The sequence below is a fragment of the Viridibacillus sp. FSL H8-0110 genome, assembly GCF_038003565.1.
In the GTDB taxonomy this organism is placed as follows: Bacteria; Bacillota; Bacilli; order Bacillales_A; family Planococcaceae; genus Viridibacillus; species Viridibacillus arenosi.
The window spans coordinates 1,943,709-1,960,129 of the sequence record NZ_JBBOPJ010000001.1 but is presented as its reverse complement, the minus strand read 5'-3'; the positions used below and the strand labels follow the sequence as shown (position 1 = coordinate 1,960,129).

Annotated in this window: 18 protein-coding genes; 2 read left to right on the top strand and 16 right to left on the bottom strand. The window is 34.0% G+C overall.

All coding sequences use genetic code 11. The annotated features are described in order from the left end of the window. Positions 1–52: 52 nt before the first annotated feature. The 6 genes from MHH98_RS09815 to MHH98_RS09790 all read right to left on the bottom strand — a co-directional run bounded on the left by MHH98_RS09815 (position 53) and on the right by MHH98_RS09790 (position 6,298). Entirely contained in the window at positions 53–916 is an 864-nt protein-coding gene (locus tag MHH98_RS09815) for a LysR family transcriptional regulator (protein ID WP_340712703.1), read from the bottom strand. A 218-nt stretch (positions 917–1,134) separates the two neighbouring features. Beyond that, positions 1,135–2,241 carry an ABC transporter permease gene (locus MHH98_RS09810; protein WP_076035041.1) on the bottom strand — a complete coding sequence of 369 codons (1,107 nt, stop codon included), beginning with the start codon at positions 2,239–2,241 and terminating at the stop codon, positions 1,135–1,137. Continuing rightward, positions 2,238–3,494 carry an ABC transporter permease gene (locus MHH98_RS09805; RefSeq protein ID WP_076035040.1) on the bottom strand — a complete coding sequence of 419 codons (1,257 nt, stop codon included), beginning with the start codon at positions 3,492–3,494 and terminating at the stop codon, positions 2,238–2,240. Before MHH98_RS09805 ends, MHH98_RS09810 begins: the two co-directional genes overlap by 4 nt. An 11-nt stretch (positions 3,495–3,505) precedes the next feature. Further along, the gene (locus MHH98_RS09800) at positions 3,506–4,438 is read right to left on the bottom strand and encodes an ABC transporter ATP-binding protein (RefSeq protein WP_038182522.1); all 933 of its coding nucleotides are present in this window, start codon (positions 4,436–4,438) and stop codon (positions 3,506–3,508) included. Between the two features lie 132 nt (positions 4,439–4,570). After that, positions 4,571–5,203, bottom strand: a complete 633-nt coding sequence (locus MHH98_RS09795) for a response regulator transcription factor (RefSeq protein WP_038182524.1) — start codon at positions 5,201–5,203, stop codon at positions 4,571–4,573. A gap of 3 nt (positions 5,204–5,206) precedes the next feature. Then, positions 5,207–6,298, bottom strand: coding sequence for a sensor histidine kinase (locus tag MHH98_RS09790; protein WP_340712700.1), 1,092 nt, complete (start codon positions 6,296–6,298; stop codon positions 5,207–5,209). 202 nt (positions 6,299–6,500) lie between these two features. Here MHH98_RS09790 and MHH98_RS09785 point away from each other — a divergent pair, with 202 nt between their 5' ends. Next, positions 6,501–7,352: a lipid II flippase Amj family protein gene (locus MHH98_RS09785; protein WP_081730067.1), complete on the top strand. Its 852-nt coding sequence runs from the start codon at positions 6,501–6,503 to the stop codon at positions 7,350–7,352. A 223-nt stretch (positions 7,353–7,575) separates the two neighbouring features. Here MHH98_RS09785 and MHH98_RS09780 read toward each other — a convergent pair whose 3' ends face one another. The 4 genes from MHH98_RS09780 to MHH98_RS09765 form a co-directional block, all read right to left on the bottom strand. Continuing rightward, positions 7,576–8,019, bottom strand: coding sequence for an AraC family transcriptional regulator (locus MHH98_RS09780; RefSeq protein WP_076035037.1), 444 nt, complete (start codon positions 8,017–8,019; stop codon positions 7,576–7,578). Positions 8,020–8,366: 347 nt separating this feature from the next. Further along, positions 8,367–9,188, bottom strand: a complete 822-nt coding sequence (locus MHH98_RS09775) for an alpha/beta hydrolase (protein WP_340712698.1) — start codon at positions 9,186–9,188, stop codon at positions 8,367–8,369. Between the two features lie 64 nt (positions 9,189–9,252). After that, positions 9,253–9,675 carry a VOC family protein gene (locus tag MHH98_RS09770; RefSeq protein ID WP_038182536.1) on the bottom strand — a complete coding sequence of 141 codons (423 nt, stop codon included), beginning with the start codon at positions 9,673–9,675 and terminating at the stop codon, positions 9,253–9,255. 143 nt (positions 9,676–9,818) lie between these two features. Next, entirely contained in the window at positions 9,819–10,448 is a 630-nt protein-coding gene (locus tag MHH98_RS09765) for a nitroreductase family protein (protein WP_038182539.1), read from the bottom strand. Between the two features lie 131 nt (positions 10,449–10,579). Between MHH98_RS09765 and MHH98_RS09760 the strand changes: the two genes are divergently transcribed. Continuing rightward, positions 10,580–10,924 (top strand): winged helix-turn-helix transcriptional regulator, encoded by a 345-nt coding sequence (locus MHH98_RS09760; RefSeq protein WP_038182542.1) that lies wholly within the window; start codon positions 10,580–10,582, stop codon positions 10,922–10,924. A 162-nt stretch (positions 10,925–11,086) separates the two neighbouring features. Here MHH98_RS09760 and MHH98_RS09755 read toward each other — a convergent pair whose 3' ends face one another. The 6 genes from MHH98_RS09755 to MHH98_RS09730 form a co-directional block, all read right to left on the bottom strand. Continuing rightward, a complete protein-coding gene (locus MHH98_RS09755) occupies positions 11,087–12,253 on the bottom strand; it encodes an MFS transporter (protein WP_340712697.1) in 1,167 nt (388 codons plus the stop codon). A gap of 357 nt (positions 12,254–12,610) precedes the next feature. Then, a complete protein-coding gene (locus tag MHH98_RS09750) occupies positions 12,611–12,964 on the bottom strand; it encodes a hypothetical protein (RefSeq protein ID WP_051448650.1) in 354 nt (117 codons plus the stop codon). 271 nt (positions 12,965–13,235) lie between these two features. Then, positions 13,236–13,394 carry a hypothetical protein gene (locus tag MHH98_RS09745; RefSeq protein WP_155981173.1) on the bottom strand — a complete coding sequence of 53 codons (159 nt, stop codon included), beginning with the start codon at positions 13,392–13,394 and terminating at the stop codon, positions 13,236–13,238. A gap of 211 nt (positions 13,395–13,605) precedes the next feature. Next, positions 13,606–14,391: an ABC transporter ATP-binding protein gene (locus MHH98_RS09740; RefSeq protein ID WP_038182547.1), complete on the bottom strand. Its 786-nt coding sequence runs from the start codon at positions 14,389–14,391 to the stop codon at positions 13,606–13,608. An 18-nt stretch (positions 14,392–14,409) separates the two neighbouring features. Next, positions 14,410–15,393: a FecCD family ABC transporter permease gene (locus MHH98_RS09735; RefSeq protein ID WP_076035034.1), complete on the bottom strand. Its 984-nt coding sequence runs from the start codon at positions 15,391–15,393 to the stop codon at positions 14,410–14,412. Further along, complete coding sequence (locus tag MHH98_RS09730; RefSeq protein WP_038182552.1) at positions 15,390–16,397, bottom strand: FecCD family ABC transporter permease; 1,008 nt, start codon at positions 16,395–16,397, stop codon at positions 15,390–15,392. Before MHH98_RS09730 ends, MHH98_RS09735 begins: the two co-directional genes overlap by 4 nt. Positions 16,398–16,421: the final 24 nt, after the last annotated feature.

The window sequence follows — 16,421 nt, the reverse complement described above, 5'->3', positions numbered from 1 at the left end:
AAAACAGGGATAGATAAAGCCAGATATACTCGCTTTATCTATCCCTCAATTTTTAAGTCCCATAAATAGATTTGCAGATTTCAAAAAGATGTTCCGTCTCGGCTGAACTATGCTTTGATATAAAATACGTTTTAGATGTACAGGTATTAAGTATATTTGTCGCTAATAATGCTAGTCTGTCATCTTCTAACTCCTTACGCACTACACTTTTCGGTAAAAATGCTACACCTATTCCTTCTAGTATCATTTGTTTTATAGCCTCAGTTTGATTCACCTTCATATTGGTAGTATGAGTAAATTGTTGTTGCAACTGATGATTAACTTCATCCCAATAAGGAGCATATTCATGAGTCAATACCTTTTCCTGTCGTATTATTTCTACCATATCCATACTTTCCAAATGTTTTGGACCTACACAAACAATAGGCTCATCAATTAAACATTTAACGCTTAAAACCGGATTTACAGGTTTGATTTTTGACAAACCGACATGTGATTGTCCTGATTGAATACTGTTTGCAATCTCATTGGATTTAATGATTTCTACACGCACACTTACATGTGATTTTTGTTTCGAAAATTGTTTTAAAATAGATGGCAGCATAGAATTGGCAATTTGAGGTGCAACTGCTATCGTCAGCTCTCTTTCAAAACCTTCTACATATTGCTGAAACTGATGAATCCCCGCCTCATAAGTGTAAATAATTTCCTGGGCAATAGGTAAAAACATTTCACCATTTTGATTTAATCGAATGGATTTATTTTGCCTAATAAACAACTGTGTATTTAAGTTTTTCTCTAAGCTTTGAATATGCTTAGTCACAGCTGGTTGTGAAATAAATAGCTCTTCAGAAGCAAGACGTAAATTTTCATATTTTGCAGCTTTTATAAATGATTTTAACCAATGAGTCTCCACGTTTTCCTCCTCTAAGTTTATTTTATAATTCGAATAGAATCTAAATGTTCTCTCATAATATTTAATCACCCACTAAGACGGTCGCAGTTTAGAAAAAATTATTCTTTAAATAAAATACCAATTATTTCATTATAACTCATAAAGTACTTCCCTAGATTGTGATTATTGAAATATAAAAGGGTACTCACATACAAAATGTAAGTACCCTTTCCAAAAGATTAAATTTGTTCCTTTTTCTCTAACACATTTATCCCTATACCCATGAAAATGATCGTCATGAACATTAATATACTAAAAGGTAATAGTAAATCTGTTGTGGAACTACTATTAATTGTGACGCCATTTAATAAATCTAATCCGTATTTTATTGGTGAAATTTTTGATAAAGCTAACATTATTTTCGATGTTACGATTTCAAGTGGCCAGTATGCTCCACCAAGCATTGCTAACGGAACTGCCAGCACCGTCATAAAGGCATTAAATTTACCAGGTGTATTTGCAATTGCTGCTATGAATATGGAAAGTGACACAATACAAAGTACATATGGAATGACAACAATTAAGCTCTTCCAATAGCCACCATAGAAATCGATCCCTACACCAAAGTAGAATATGGTAAGCACGAGAGTAATTTGCACGTAGCCAAGCATGAAACTATAGGTTAAATTCGCTAGATAGGCTTTCCATTTTGGAATAGCTGACACAGTTATCCTTTCCCAAATCCTATCCCTACGTTCCATAACGATATGATTAACGCCACTTGCAATCGTATAAATTACCATGAATAGTGTAAAACCAAATAAGCTACGCAACTTCTGATCAAACTTTATCCCATTTTCATTTCCCAAGTTTTTATAGCCAATATTAAAACTTGGTTCATCTTGAATTTTCTCTATTTTACTTGTTATTTGCTCTTTTTGTTCATCAGGAGATGATTGAATTATCGCATGCTTTAATAATACCTGACTGTAAATCGCATTCAACTCATTCCCCAACATCGGAGCATTCATAAAATCTGGTGCTACGATTAATTTATACCCATCATCTTTTAAAGATATAGCAACATCAACTTTGCCATCTTTTACTTGTTTAATCGCCTCATCCTCTTCATACATTGTGAAATCATATTGCGATAGTTTTTTTAACTCTTTCATAATTACCGACTGCTGTTCGTTATTTAGTGTAGAAAATAAGGCAATAGGTTCCTTTGTTACTTGGCCTTGACCCATTAAATAAGTAAATATACAAATGATAATAGTTGTTACAATATAAGCTGCAGGCTTTCTTCTAAATAATAAAAATTTCGTCTTTAAAATATTCATCATAATATGCCACCTCTTCTAGGAAAGAGTACAAACGCTATAACTAGGAGACCTATGCCTAACATACTTAAGTTGAAGACTAGATCTTGAATATCAAGAAACGTCGCATTTTGCTGCAGTTTCAAATAAGCTTCAAGTGCTGCTCCATTCGGTGTCCATTTTCCAAGTGATGATAAAAATGAAGATAGCTGACTTATTGGAATGAAACTCCCTCCTACTAAGGCAAGAATAGATATTATTGCAGCTGAAAATATATTTGAAGCTCCTGATGAATTATTTCTATAATTAATCGCTGACAATAATGCTGCTAAAGCTCCTACAATAACGGCCAGAAGAAATGTAATTAGTACATATAATCCGAACTGTTCAAATTGAATATCAAACATAAAATGTGAAACTGTAAACAAAATAGTCATCTGAATCATTGCTAAGAGAATAGTTGATACAATGATGCTACCTAAATACGTTATTGGATGAATTCGTGCTAATACAATCCGGTCGAAAATATTCATATCTTTTTCTAAAAAAGCCAAACTTGCTATAGTACTAGCCATATATAAGATGAACATGACACTCATACTAAACGTATAATAAATTTTTGATGAGATACTCTTTTGGTTGGCTATTGTCTCAATATCCGAAGCGACTACAATTTTAGGACTAGTTACTTTAGCATCTAACTGATCAGCATTGTTCAATTGTGTTAGTAAAGAATATTGTTGTTGGAAATAATCGAGCATGCTTTTAGTAATTGATGAAGTAACAGGTTGATCCTCATCTAAATAGACATTTAAAGAAGGTTTGCTTCCTGATAAAAAAACGGACGATAAATACGCATCAGTGAAATTCTTTGGAACGTCGATAATTACGTCATAGTCTCCACTTTTTCTTGCCTTATTAAGTTCATTCTCATTTAGTTTTTTTACTGTTACAAATTTCTTCATTTCTTCATTTCCCGTTAATTGATCGAGCAACAAAGTTACTGGAAGCATTTGTTTTATGCTTTCCTTCAACTTTTCATCAATTGGCATACTTTCATTTGCCTTTTTTAGAAAGGATTCGAGCTGCGCTTCTTCGTCATCATGTTGAATAACAGCTATATCCAAATCAAACATTTCACTATTCCCATCCATTATAGGTCCAAGAGCTACACTTAAAATTGTAATTAATACAACAGGCATTAACAGAAGAACTAGCAACTCTAAAGGGTTTCTACTCAATATTTTTAATTGTTTTACGATAAGCGCTAAGAACATTAGCTCTCCTCCTAATTTCGTAATGCTCTACCTGTTAAGTGTAAAAATACATCTTCAAGACTTGGCTCTTCTATTTGAAAACTATTTAATGCCACATGATGTTGGTCACACAATGTTAAGATCATAGGTAGAAAATTTGTATCTTTCGCTACTGTAAAAGTAATCTCCGCATCCTTAGCTAATGTATTTGATAACATAGGATTCAAAGTTAAATCCTCAACAAGTTGTTTAGAAGGTTTCTCAAGTTTAAGACGCACGGTTTTCTCAGAAGACAGAATAGCTTTTATCTCATCCTTTGTACCAGATGCAATAACCCTTCCCTTATCAATAATGTAAATACGATCACATAAAAATTCGACTTCTTCCATGTAATGACTTGTGTAAATAATTGCTGTATTGGATCGTTCATTTAGTTTTTTCACGGTCTCTAAAATGTGATTTCGTGATTGAGGATCTATCCCTACAGTTGGTTCATCCATGATTAAATATTCAGGCTCATGTAATAGCGCCACTCCAATATTTAACCGACGTTTCATACCACCTGAGTAATGTTTGACCAGTTTTTTGTTTTCATCTTGTAGGCCAATTTCTTCTAATACAATTTCAATTCGCTCTTTCAATTTATCTTTTGGCATTTTATGAATACTGCCAAAGAAATGCAGATTTTCTCTAGCCGTTAAATCACTATATAAAGCTATTTCTTGTGGTACGACCCCCAACACCTCTCGCAAAGAACCTTGATCATTTATAACGCTTTTTTGGTGTAGCAATACATCACCCTTTGATGGTTTGATAAGCGTTGATATCATGGCAATCGCTGTCGATTTTCCCGCACCATTTGGACCAAGTAACCCCACAATCTCACCTGGCTCAATATATAAATTCACGTGATCTACCACATTTACTTTTTTATATGTTTTTGTTAAATCCACTACTTCTATCATAAATTACATCCCCTCTCTCCTTAATTACACTATAAATAAAATCACATTGCTTGCCGACTAGCTAACGTCATAAATCGATATGACCTCAGTCACATAAAAAAGCGACGAGTTAATCGCCGCTTCTTTCATTACTCATACGAGATCATTTTTCACAGCATAAATGGCTAACTGTGTACGATCCCTTAAATCAAGTTCCTGTAGAATATGTGTCATATAATTCTTCACTGTACCAATTGATAAAAACAATTCTTCTGATATTTCCTTATTTGTCTTGCCCTCACCTACGAGCCTCACTACATCAAGCTCTCGTTCAGTTAAAGTATGAACTGGTTGTGATGGAGGCGATTTTTTCAATAATTTAGGCATTAACTTTGCTGCAACATCCTCATGTAATACGAGCCCTCCTTCAAGGACACTATGGATAGCACTAATTAATTTATGAGGTTCTGCTGATTTTAACAAAAATCCATTAGCCCCGTCTTTTAATATTTCGAACGCATATTCTTCATCGTCAAACGTCGTCAACACTAAAACTTTAATTTGTGGGAATCGATTGCGGATTCTTTTAGTTGCTTCTATCCCATTCATTTCTGGCATTCTGACATCCATTAGTACGAGATCAATATGATGATTTTCAAGTGCAGCCAGTGCTTCAACTCCATTACTTGCTTCCGCAACAATTTCAAAATCCGGCTCTTGCTCTACAATCATCTTCAGCCCATTGCGCACAATAGCCTGATCTTCAACAATCAAAATATGTACCATTCTCTATTCCCTCTCTTTTATTGGAAATGTACCTTCAACTATAAAATGATCTTCGGTCCGATTGACACGAAGTTCTCCACCGATTTCTTCTACTCTACCCATCATATTCGTGAGTCCGAATCCTAATTCAAAAGCCTTTAGTTTCAACACTTTATTTTTCACTATAAAATGAACCTGTTGTAATGAATTTTGTCTTAAGATTACTTCTACTTCTTTTGAATCACTATATTTCATCGCATTCGTCAAACTTTCCTGGAGTACGCGATAGAGAACAATACTTTGTTTATTGGAAATCGGTAAAGTTAACACACCTTTTTCAAAAGTAAAACGAATTTGTAAATGGCTCTCCATTTCAAGCTTTCGTATTAATTGAATAACAGATTGAATACCGCTTACTTCAGCCGTTTTCAGCTGTCGCACTGCATTTCTCGTTTCATCCAAACTATCTCTAGCTAATTCTTTTATGTCTTTTATACCTTTCAAATTATTCTCGATGGATAGAACCTCTAATTGCATTAACAAAGCTGTTAACTTATGTCCCACTGAATCATGGATATCTCTCGCCATTTTCGTGCGTTCTTCTGCTCGAGCTAATTGTTCTTGCTCTACAAAAGAGCGCTTTAACGTTCGATATTCCCCAAGCAATCCTGTATAAAGATCACCTTTTTCTTTAACGTTCCAAAAAAGTTGACTTACAAAGAATGAACTTATACAAATCGAAATAAATAACACAAAATTTAAAAAAGGAAGATATTTCAATAAAGTTATTGCTGTACAAACGAAGACAAGCGAACTTATGTAAATTGTATGTTCCCGATGTTTTAGTTGAAAAGCTCCCTCCATTATAAAAAAAGCATTCATGGGCAATAAATAAACAACATCTATTGAAAGTACCAATCCTATTGGGATTAATAACACCATAATGAGATAATTAATGATAGGTATTTTACTAAGTGGGATTGTAAAATATAAGCACAAAGTAGCTGTGGCTATAATGATTGTGTTTGTTACCGGCCCACTATTCAGCAAGATATGAATTATTAATACGCCTATAGTAAAAAGCAACGCAATATAACGAATAATCAATGCTTGCACTGTTACACCTCACTTTGAATTGTAGTATTTCACTCTGTAATTTCTCCTATTATTAACACTTGAATGTACCAAGAAAAACGAAATAATTAAATCTTCTCTGCACAAAATTGTTAGTGTGTTACATGTAATAATAACAAAATATGGTATCAATAAAAATATCTTTTCTTTGCTTATGTCTAAAATCAGTTTTTATCGTTTGATTATGCTAATATATCATCTAAGAGAAGGTGATTTTATTTCAGAACTATTTACTGAGAAACTAATATTCATTGCACTGTTTATACTGATTATCCATTGTATCGAAACACTTGCATACGCTGTCCGATTATCCGGTGCAAGAGTTAAACTGCTTGCTTCTGCTTTATCCTTATTTAACTTGATGGTTATGGTATCAAGGCTTGCTAATATGATGCAGCAACCTTTTACTGGAAGCCTAATTGATAAAGCACCAAAAGAAAATACTCTAGAATTTGTCGAAAGTCAATTTAGGATCATCATTGCATCTTCCACAATAGGTACTATCATCGGGATTCTACTACTCCCAACTTTTATCGCCATTTTTTCTAGAGCAATTATCCATTTAGCTGAAGAAAGAGGCTCCATTCCGTCGTTGATTAAAAAGGGCTTCACATTTGCATACATAAAACGCGGACTAAAGCATATTCACTTGCCAAAAATTTCTTATGTAAAGGATATAAGATTAAAAGATATCCCAGTAAAATTATTTTTCATCAATATGGTGATCACAGCTATCTACACAATTGGAGTATTATCTGCTTTGTACGCTGGGTTGATCGCTCCAGAAAGAAAAGCAACAGCCATTATGGCCTCAGGTCTTATTAACGGGGTAGCTACTATCTTGCTTATCATCTTTATTGACCCAAGAATATCAATTCTTGCCGATGACGTCATTAACCAAAGAGGCAGTTATTCGAATCTAAAAGGTATGTCAATTATGATGATGACTTCCCGATTGTTTGGGACATTACTAGCACAAGTCTTTTTCATTCCAGGAGCTCATTATGTAGCTTGGTTTACGAAATTTATTGTTTAATTTGTAATGACTTGTTTTTAACTACGAAGTTCTATCCGACTTGGAAATTATCCTTAGTTGGTGTTTATTAATCATTCGCCACTCGAAACAATAAGCGTATTCGATTTATAACTCGAATACGCTTATTGTTTTAGAGAATTTCAATAATATCATTAAACATAGCCAATAAATTTTTAGTGCTTTACTGGAGTAAAAATCAAGTAAAGTAAGCTAATCAAACTTATTAAGCTTTTATCGGTACACATATTTCGCAATAATGGTTGTTTACCATCTCCTCAGTGTATCTTTCCAAAATAGGTTTGTTATCAATTTGATATCCATTCATTTGTAAATCAATAAAAATATTGGCATATGCTTCTTGAATGTCTTCGGCTGTATGTTTGACTTCGTAAGCAAGGTACTTTCCACCAGCAAGTTCACCTTCGCAAATTGAATTATCGATTTGATAATCCTCTGAAATCACAATACAAGCATCAAATCTACAGTCTTCAGGAAGTGTTGTCTCAGGGTTATCTTGTTGAATTGCAAGTATAATTGACGAAAGATTTTTCTCTCTTGCCCATTTTTTCAACTTCTCCATTACTTCAATATTTGCAGAACCATACGGACCAACACGTCTCACATAAGCTAAGCGATAGTTAGGGAGTGTTTCAACTTTAAAATTCATAGTTACTATCTTCCTTTCTTCATTTAGATTTTCTTTGGTACATTTCGAATGTAACATGCTTAAAAAATATATACACTTCATTTTTTTAAAAGTAACAATCTTTCTATTTACGAATTTTTAAAACAAAAAAACAGAGCTATTTCTACACATTTTGTAGATTTACTCTGTCTTTATGTTTTAACAGCAACATGCTTTTAAAAAACAGCCATTACCGTATGTGCTTGTCCAATACCAACTCAAAAAATTAGAACATCCATCCTCTTATTTGAAGAAAAATAGTCTACATTTTTTTCTAATTCTATTTATTTTACCACTAAGTTTTTGACTTTTAACGATTCCCTTACATGTTAAGCCAAAAAAGTACTGATATATTCTATCGCTCTTTTATCCTGTACATGGGCATAATGATCACCCTTTAACATCTGAACTTTTACTTGATTTGATTTTATTCCTTCCACTTCTTTCTTTACTTTTCGTTGCGCTGCTGGACTATTTTCTCGATTTCCGTAAAGAAGCAAACAAGGCATTTGAATTGTGTTTAAGTTTTTAGGTGGATTGCTCCTATAAGCCGCTAACAACAAACTAATCCCCGATAAATTACTTGATCGTTGGTTTTCAATGGCTTCTCTAATAAAAGGACTATCTTCAAATTTAAACTTTTCAATAACTTTCTTAATTTCTTCCTCTGTTTTAGGCTTTGATACTTGCTCATCGTATGATTCTTTCCCTAGTAAACGTTGTCCAAATAATTTATGACAAATACTTATGATAGGTAAGAAGTATCCCGTTTTACCGAACATTTTAACAGGGAAACGATTAACCCTATCATATCCGATATCTAAAAGAATCAGTCGATCTACTTTCTTAGGATAATAGAATGCATATGCTAAACCAATAATTCCCCCTAATGAGTGCCCGATGATAGCAACTTTATCTAAATGATTCTTTTCGATATAGCCATGAAGCCAATCAGCCATATCTCTTTCTGTCACTACACCTTCAATTCCAGTACTCTTCCCGATACCAGGTAGATCAATCATATGTGTAGTAAACTCCTTATGTAATGCATCCGCTATAGGCATCCCCATACTTCCTGACCATCCAGTACCAGGAAGAAAAATAGCAACCTTATTACCTTTTCCACTTACAATGGAATAATATTGTAGCATTGTGTCCCCTACCCCTATATATGTCAGATTTTCATTATCTACTCTTGATGAATAAGCTCTTTACCTATTCACTAATCAATTTTTTGATTTCTTGAAAATTTGGACTCAATTCACTCCACACATCAAATTTATTCCCATCTAAATCAGCAAATACAAAGTTTCTTCCAGCATGACCTCTATTTTCAATATTCCCAACTTGCATTTCACTTTCCATAAAGAAGCTATGTAATTCTTCTAAAGCATCGAGCCCATTTACCTCAAAAGTCATGGAAAAACGTTCATTGCCGTTACTATCGATGAAATTCGAACTTTGAGTCTCTTCTGCCTTCACTAAAAAAAAGCTTTGATCTGCTAGATTAAGAATCACCTTCTCTTCGTCTTGATAGCTCAGTACAGCACCTAAGTTCTTTACATACCACTTTGCAGAAATGTCTACATTAGTTACTGGAATATAAGTAGTTCCAACCCGCACTAACTTATTACTCATTATCTAAGCTCCCTTCAATTTGTTCTTTATATAATTCTATAAATTTATATTTTTACCTCTTTACCCCTAATTTTATTGTAAAAACCACAAAAAAAAAGCAGAAACAAATTCGTTTCTGCTGAATCTTTAACTTGCTATGTTATTTAGATAAAACGAGCAATATCCTCTAATGGTAAACGTGATGAGCCGAATGCTGGTGCTGCTGCTTTACCGATAGCAATTAATACGATTGGGAATTCATTCTCAGGTAATTCAAATCGCTCTGCAAATTTCACTTTATCAAATCCGCCCATTGTTACTGTATCGAAACCTTTTTCTTTTGCGATCAGCATCAATTGCATAGAAATTAGACCTGCATCAAAAGTTGCGATACTTTGTCTTACTTCTAATGGTGCTGCTGGGTACATACGCATTGTATTGTTGATTGTGATGTTCTTCTGTTCTTCACCCATATGGCCTTCTTCTACATTTTGTGTGTAGATTTTTTCTACGTTTTTGTACATTTCAGCATCACCTAAAACGGCAATAACTGCTGAAGATGTTTCAATTTGTTCTTGATTGTTACCAATTGCGCGAAGTTCTTTTTTCGTTTCTTCATCTTGAATAACAAGGAATCTCCATGCTTGTAGGTTACTTGAAGAAGGTGCACTTGTAGCTTCTTTAATGATCTCTTCAAGTTGTGCTTGAGTCATTTTAAAAGTCGGATCGTATTTACGAACTGATTTTCTGTCTTCCATAATTGTATATAAACTTTTTTCTGTTGTAGTTGTCATTATATTTCCTCCTAAAACTTACTTAAGGTAAGTTGATAAATAAATCTTACCATTAGTAAGTTTATACGTCAATAAAAAAGTTTTATATGTTACAATAGAGGAAAATGCATTCACATGCGGGAGGTTGTTTTATGACTCAACCGAATTGTACACATAAATGTAGTAGCTACCATCAAGCAATTGAATTTATCGGAAAACGCTGGATGGGGATGATTATTTATTCTCTGTTATCAGGCCCTAAACGTTATCACGAAATTCACACTTTAATTCCTGGAATTTCTGACCGCTTACTAACAGAACGCTTAAATGAATTAGTAGATGCTGGCTTAATCAATAAAAAGCTAATTGACTCTTCCATTAAAAAAGTAGAATATGAGTTAACACCAAACGGTTTGGCATTTAATGACGTCATTGTATCTATTCAGAAATGGATTGATCTATGTGATTTTGAAAAGCAAACGAATGAATCAAAATAGTTATAGCGTATTTTACTATCTAATAGTATGCAAAAAGCCATTCATCTAGGTTAAGACTAGATGGATGGCTTTTGTTTATTTCATACTAAAAATTTCTATATTGTTGATTACAAATGTGTTTGTTTACCAAACCATTTTATAGTGGATTTGTTTGAGATGGATTTATATATTTTTAAGCTTTTTCTCATTTAAATAATCTTTGTAGACTAAAACCGCAACAACAATAAAGCTTAAACTTACAATCCGGAAGATCATTTCTAAACTAATCCATTCAGCTAAAATACCTAATACAAATGCGCTAACTCCAACGCCAACGTCAAAACTAGAAAAGAAAGTTACATTTGCCGCTCCACTTTTTTCTTCACTTACCTTTTGAACCGTCCATGTTTGTAAACATGGCATAACTGTTCCATAACCTGCTCCAAATAAAATCGCTGCTATTATTAGACCAATATCATTTGATGCATAAGACAGCATAACAAGTGATAAAAAACCTAACATTGCTGACACAATGATAATAGACCACGGTCCTTTTTTGTCATACCATTTCCCAGTAAATGGACGTATTAAAGTTGCTACAGTTGCATTGATAAGGAAGAATAGAAAAATATGATCTATCCCCTTTTGCTTTCCAAAAAGAACTAAGAATGTAATAACCGCTCCAAAACCAAGTGTTGTAATAACAGTCAGTAACGCTGGGAACCACACTTCTTTTTCAAAAATCATATCCAAAAATCTAAATGGTTGCTTCTCACGCATTACAGTTGTAGGAGATGCTTTTACAAATTGAAGCGCAATTACAGCCAATAAACTAAGTACTACGGAGGACCAAATTAAAACATCGAAGGAAAACGACTCATATATAAGGATACCGATACTCGGTGAAATGATAGCCCCGACCGTTGTAGAGATAGAAAAATACCCCATTCCTTCTCCTAACCGTGACTTAGGAATTAAATCGACTACCATTGTACTATTGGCTGTAGTTGATACCCCCCACGCTGCACCATGGAAAATGCGTAACAATAGAAAAAGCCATACAAAATTAAGAAATGGATACAGCATTGTAATAATCATTAAAGCTGCACTTGCACCAATGGCTAGACTTTTTCGTTGGTTATCGATTAAATAGTACCCTACAAAAGGTCTGATTAAAACAGCACCTATCGTAAATAATGTTGTCACTAGACCTACTTGAATGGAAGTTGCATTTATACTTAACAAATAGGCTGGCAAAATAGGGAGCAACATATCAAACCCTATAAAAACTAAAAAGTTGCTAATAAATAAGAATATAAATGGTTTACTAAAGATTCTTTGATTTTTCATATAACTATTCCTCGCTTCTAAATTATTCTCTAAGTTAGAAGCGTTAGGATCACTGAAACGTTTTTCAATTGTCTAAGGTTTTTAGTCAATTTATTCACCCTCTTTATTTAATAATAGTTGGACTAATATAATTTTTAGATTATACCAGACTTCAACATTATTAACAAATTACTTTTTTTAACAACTATTTTATACTTTATTATTCATGTAACAACTCTATCGTCACTTTATATATATGTAGTTTAATTTTGTTTATAGAAAAACAGTTACCATCTATCAGTCACTAATAGCTGGTTGCTAAAGATAGTTGAAAATATCATTTTCTAATTTTGGAACGCAAATCGTTAAAAATAGCTACTAATCAAAATTAGCTATTCGGAAATGGAACCAATGAATACCTACTACACTAGAAGATGAACAAACTCCTTCAAACTGTACACGATTGTTTTCATATAGAATTGGTCCAGTGACATATAAATCGTTACTTATTTGATTGGACAAACGAAGAACCTCAAACACCGATTTTTCTGGTTCTTCAATCATGAGAGTGGTCTCGCAATCTAACTCAAACAATGTTTCATCTTTCCAATATGGTTGTAAAGATACCACTTCAATATCCCCTATTTCTTGCTTTAATCGCTTGATTACCTTTTGAGCTTTTTCTTTCGACTTTACTTTAATATACATACGCCATCTAATAGTCTTAAACATTTTATCTCCTTAAAATAAAAAACTTTCATTTTCTACACTTAACGAATATTGAAATATTCATACATATATTATACAAGGTAAAAAATAAATATAGTAAAAGAATTCAATTTCACTCCATATGTTTAAACAACTATGTTTTTTATTGGACTTTAATATTTTTCAGAAAAATTTATTCTTCGCGAATAATTTGCATTAAGAGCGATGAAGTAAAAGAGATTATATATAAATCACCATCCTAAAAGTACTTAAGTGAGTATTTACAATCTTTAAATTAAATAGCCATTTCGCCAAATTCATAAACTGAACATTCTTCCAACTCTTCTATAAAAGTTAAGTCTGCGTAGCTATGCACAAAAGCAATTTTACGAACCATTGCTTTTACTACTTCTAATTCTGTGACAATACCCCATTCAATACTTTTCTCTCCCAATACACTCTCTCGATCCCAAATTTTTCAAGTAGTCTTTCATACTTTAAATGGTCCTTATAATTAATTTCGATTGACATACCCTTTTTTTGAATAACTTTCTCACTCTACATTCCATATTAATTAAGAAATAAAAACAGCTTGCTGATGAGAATACATCACAAGCTGTTTTTATTAGAAACATTAAAATGCTCTCCTTCTAATGAAAGAGAATTTATTTTTTGACTCCTATTGGGATACAAAGAGGTGATTGATCCACAGGGTTTTGAATAATAATTGAAGATAGTCCAAACACATCTTCAATCATTTTCTCAGTGAATACTTCATCAGGTGGGCCTTCTCTGTATATCTGCCCGTTTGAGATACTGATTAAGTAATCTGCATAACGCGCAGCTTGGTTTAAGTCATGCAAAACCATGACAATCGTTCGATTGTGCTTACTATTTAGTGAACACAACAACTCAAGTACTTCTATTTGATGAGCTAAATCTAAATAAGTAGTCGGTTCATCGAGAAGCAACAGCTCTGTGCCTTGCGCTAAAGCCATTGCAATCCATGCTCGCTGACGCTGACCGCCTGATAGAGCATCTAACGTACGATCACCTAAGTAATCCATTTTAGTTGCTCTTAAAGCTTCATCTACAATTTCATGATCTTCCGCAGAATAACGAGAAAGTAAACCTTTGTGAGGATGGCGTCCATAATAACAAAGTTCTTTAACCGTCAAATCTTCAGGTGCTTCAGGAGACTGTGGCAAAATGGCCAGCTGTTTCGCCACTTCTTTTGATGAATGTCGATGAATATCTTTACCATTTATATAAATACTTCCTGCTGTAGGCTTTAACAACCTGGCTAAAGACCGAAGAATAGTTGATTTTCCACAGCCATTTGAGCCAATAATAATGCTAATTTTCCCTTCTGGAATGTGAAGATCAATATTATTAATAACAGAAATTGAATTGTACGACAATGAAAGTTTTTCTGCTGTTAGTTTTGTCATTACTATTCATCCTTTCATTTACTTTTTCTGTTCACGGCGCAGTAGATATAAGAAATATGGGGCACCAATGACAGCTGTTACAATACCTGCTGGAATTTCAACTGGAGGGACGATACCTCTTCCTAAAGTATCCGCGATCAATAAAAACAGCGCTCCTACTGTTCCTGAGACTGGTAGTAAAAATTTCGAACGGCTTCCTACTAACCTTCTTCCGACATGCGGGGCAATTAAACCGATAAAGCCAATTGCTCCGACAACAGCCACAGATAAGCCTGTCAATATAACAGCAATGCTTAATAAAACATAACGAACAAATTTTGTTCGTTCTCCTAAACCAACGGCAATTTCATCTCCAAGATTTAAGATGTCCAACTTCGATGCAAAAATGACTATGAATGGAATAAGGATGATAGAGGGAACCAAAATCCATATTTCACTCCATCCTCTTCCCCATAAACTTCCTGTTAACCAAAGAAGTGTAGTATTTACATTATCAGGAAATTTAATCATGAAATATTGAATTCCTGCTTGGCAAATGGCCCCTAAAGCTACTCCGACAAGTGCTAATGTATGCGGCTTTGCCCCTTGAGCATACGAAAATATCATGAGAATAATTGCAATAACCGCTGCTCCTATAAATGCTGCAATAGGTAATACCAGTATAGAAGCTGTAGGAAATACAATTAATACAAAAACAGCAAACAAACCCGCTCCTTTTGTAACCCCTATAACATCAGGTGAAGCTAGAGGATTTTTTAAAATCCCTTGTAGGATTGCTCCTGCTACGGCTAAAGATGCCCCAATTACAATGGCAATAATCATACGTGGAATACGGTAATTATATAAAATAAACGTATTATTTTGTGAAGTCCCACTTATATTGCTTAATATATCAAGAGGGGAAATATAGATAGCACCTACACCTAAGCTAATAATTGCGACGATTAGCAGAAGTATAAGAAAGGCACTTAGTATCCCATATGGATGTTTTCTTTTGGTCATTGTTTGATATTCCTCCCTTTTTTAGCCAGATATAAAAAGAAAGGAGCTCCGATAAGTGCCGTAACAATTCCAACTGGAGACTCAAAAGGATATGCAATAAAACGTGATAACACGTCAGCATAGACAAGTAAAATGGCTCCTAAAAGGGCTGAGAACGGTAAAATCCTCTGGTAGTCTCCTCCGACTAACTTTCTTGCAATATGAGGAACGATAAGACCAACAAAACCGATTGGACCTGCTACAGCAACTGATGCACCTGCAAGCATAACAACAATCACTCCCGCAAAAAAACGAATCCATTTTACTTTTTCACCTAAACCCGTAGCCATATTTTCACCTAGAACTAATATAGAGATTGAACGTGACATGCTAAATGCAAAAAACAGTCCAAGAACAAACCATGGAAAGAGAATTTTGACATGGGTCCAGTCTTTACCATTGATAGAACCTACAAGCCAGTACAGCACATCGGTTGCTTGTTCATTCAACACAATAACTCCTTGTGTAAGTGATGATAAAAACAAATGGACTGCCATACCTGCAAGTGCTAGTTTCACATGTGTGGTTTTACCGCCTGATGCAAATAAATAGACGGTTATTCCTCCTAACGCTGCTCCTAAAAAGGCAATATATACAGTCGTTTGTGAATTCAATTCCGGAAATAGAATCAGTGCCATCACAATCGCTAAAGACGCACCCGCATTTACGCCAAAGACTTGCGGAGATGCTAAAGAGTTCCTTGTAATTGCTTGCATTAGTGCTCCTGCTACAGCAAGACTGGCACCAATAAGTGCTGCAAGAACAGCCCGTGGAAGTCTAAGCGTCTGAATAATCGTTGTTTGTTTAGAATCGTCTGATGCAAATAATGCCTTTAACACATCTATAAAACTTATGGATGAAGAGCCGAAAGCAATATGTATAACCATTCCGACTATTAATAAACAAACACTGACAAATGCGACTATATATTTATTCGCTTTTGGCTTTAGAACGATGTTAGTCATTTTACAACACACTTTCTCAAGTTT

Bases quoted from the DNA above. Each gene is read 5' to 3' on its own strand.
- MHH98_RS09755 (WP_340712697.1), bottom strand. From the start codon at position 12,253: ATGAAAAATCAAAGAATCTTTAGTAAACCATTTATATTCTTATTTATT.
- MHH98_RS09785 (WP_081730067.1), top strand. From the start codon at position 6,501: ATGCTAATATATCATCTAAGAGAAGGTGATTTTATTTCAGAACTATTT.
- MHH98_RS09770 (WP_038182536.1), bottom strand. From the start codon at position 9,675: ATGAGTAATAAGTTAGTGCGGGTTGGAACTACTTATATTCCAGTAACT.
- MHH98_RS09775 (WP_340712698.1), bottom strand. From the start codon at position 9,188: ATGCTACAATATTATTCCATTGTAAGTGGAAAAGGTAATAAGGTTGCT.
- MHH98_RS09760 (WP_038182542.1), top strand. From the start codon at position 10,580: ATGACTCAACCGAATTGTACACATAAATGTAGTAGCTACCATCAAGCA.
- MHH98_RS09800 (WP_038182522.1), bottom strand. From the start codon at position 4,438: ATGATAGAAGTAGTGGATTTAACAAAAACATATAAAAAAGTAAATGTG.
- MHH98_RS09750 (WP_051448650.1), bottom strand. From the start codon at position 12,964: ATGTTTAAGACTATTAGATGGCGTATGTATATTAAAGTAAAGTCGAAA.
- MHH98_RS09735 (WP_076035034.1), bottom strand. From the start codon at position 15,393: ATGACCAAAAGAAAACATCCATATGGGATACTAAGTGCCTTTCTTATA.
- MHH98_RS09795 (WP_038182524.1), bottom strand. From the start codon at position 5,203: ATGGTACATATTTTGATTGTTGAAGATCAGGCTATTGTGCGCAATGGG.
- MHH98_RS09740 (WP_038182547.1), bottom strand. From the start codon at position 14,391: ATGACAAAACTAACAGCAGAAAAACTTTCATTGTCGTACAATTCAATT.
- MHH98_RS09780 (WP_076035037.1), bottom strand. From the start codon at position 8,019: ATGAATTTTAAAGTTGAAACACTCCCTAACTATCGCTTAGCTTATGTG.
- MHH98_RS09730 (WP_038182552.1), bottom strand. From the start codon at position 16,397: ATGACTAACATCGTTCTAAAGCCAAAAGCGAATAAATATATAGTCGCA.
- MHH98_RS09805 (WP_076035040.1), bottom strand. From the start codon at position 3,494: ATGTTCTTAGCGCTTATCGTAAAACAATTAAAAATATTGAGTAGAAAC.
- MHH98_RS09810 (WP_076035041.1), bottom strand. From the start codon at position 2,241: ATGATGAATATTTTAAAGACGAAATTTTTATTATTTAGAAGAAAGCCT.
- MHH98_RS09765 (WP_038182539.1), bottom strand. From the start codon at position 10,448: ATGACAACTACAACAGAAAAAAGTTTATATACAATTATGGAAGACAGA.